At 66.8% G+C, this 642-nt stretch carries 1 protein-coding gene; it reads right to left on the reverse strand.

Going from position 1 to position 642, the window contains the following annotated elements:
* Positions 1–642, reverse strand: a 642-nt coding sequence (locus tag SR3_RS30355; protein WP_157099229.1) for an aldehyde dehydrogenase family protein, incomplete at its 5' end; no start/stop codon positions are given.

Below are 642 nucleotides of genomic sequence, written 5' to 3' on the forward strand. Positions count from 1 at the left end.
TCAGATCGGGAAATGGCCGGGCTGGGTTTCCATGGTGATCCAGCGGGTCTCGGTGAAGCTGTCGATGCCCTGCATGCCGCCGAACTTGCCATAGCCGCTGTCGCCCACGCCGCCGAAGGGCATCTGCGCTTCGTCATGCACGGTGGGGCCGTTGATATGGCAGATGCCCGCCTTGATCTGGCGCGCCACGCGCAGGCCCCGCGCCCCGTCTCCGGTGAAGACCGCGCTGGAGAGGCCATAGGCACTGTCATTGGCGATGCGGATGGCATCGGCTTCGTCCCTGGCGCGGATCATCGCCACCACCGGCCCGAAGCTTTCATCGCGGTAGAGATCCATCGCCTCGGTCACGCCATCGACCACGGTGGCGGGCATCAGCACGCTTGTCGCGGGGCCGCCGGTGAGCAGCGTGGCGCCCTTGGCGGTGGCGTCGCCGATCAGCGCGTTGACGTGGTTGACGGTCTTGATGTCCACCACCGCGCCCAAGGGCGTGGTGCCCTCGCGCGGATCGCCGGTGGCCATCGAGGCGACCTTGGCGGCGAACTTTTCCGCGAACTGATCGGCGATGGCCTCGACCACGATGATCCGCTCGGTGGACATGCAGATCTGGCCCTGATTCATGAAGGCGCCGAAAGCGGCGGCCTT

The sequence above is a fragment of the Novosphingobium rosa NBRC 15208 genome (genome assembly GCF_001598555.1).
GTDB lineage: Bacteria > Pseudomonadota > Alphaproteobacteria > Sphingomonadales > Sphingomonadaceae > Novosphingobium > Novosphingobium rosa.